The organism is Zooshikella sp. RANM57 (assembly GCF_050749885.1).
GTDB lineage: Bacteria > Pseudomonadota > Gammaproteobacteria > Pseudomonadales > Zooshikellaceae > Zooshikella.
This window is the reverse complement of record NZ_JBOIUB010000088.1, coordinates 1-255: the sequence shown is the minus strand read 5'-3', so window position 1 is coordinate 255 and position 255 is coordinate 1. Positions and strand designations below refer to the sequence as shown.

At 40.8% G+C, this 255-nt stretch carries 1 protein-coding gene; it reads right to left on the bottom strand.

Annotated features, from left to right (window positions below; all coding sequences use genetic code 11):
• A partial coding sequence (locus tag ACQ96U_RS27250; RefSeq protein WP_431724424.1) for a hypothetical protein occupies positions 1 to 255 on the bottom strand: 255 nt, incomplete at both ends.

Sequence of the window (255 nt, the reverse complement as noted above, 5' to 3'; positions counted from 1 at the left end):
CACTGATTGAGTCATTGAGCATGACCATATTATGGTGACCATCTTCCCACACTAACTCATTTACATGAAATTGAAAAAGTTGGCCACGACCTTCCCAGTTTGTTTTAGCAGAGAGAAAGTACCCTGTTGACTGGTAAAAAAAACCATTTGGTTTAACAACCTGGTTTGTGTAATTCTGCAGCGGTGAAGGTGGAATATGTTTGGGGCCAAAGATTTCCCATAACCATTGCACAATAGCTACAATCCCACCAACAA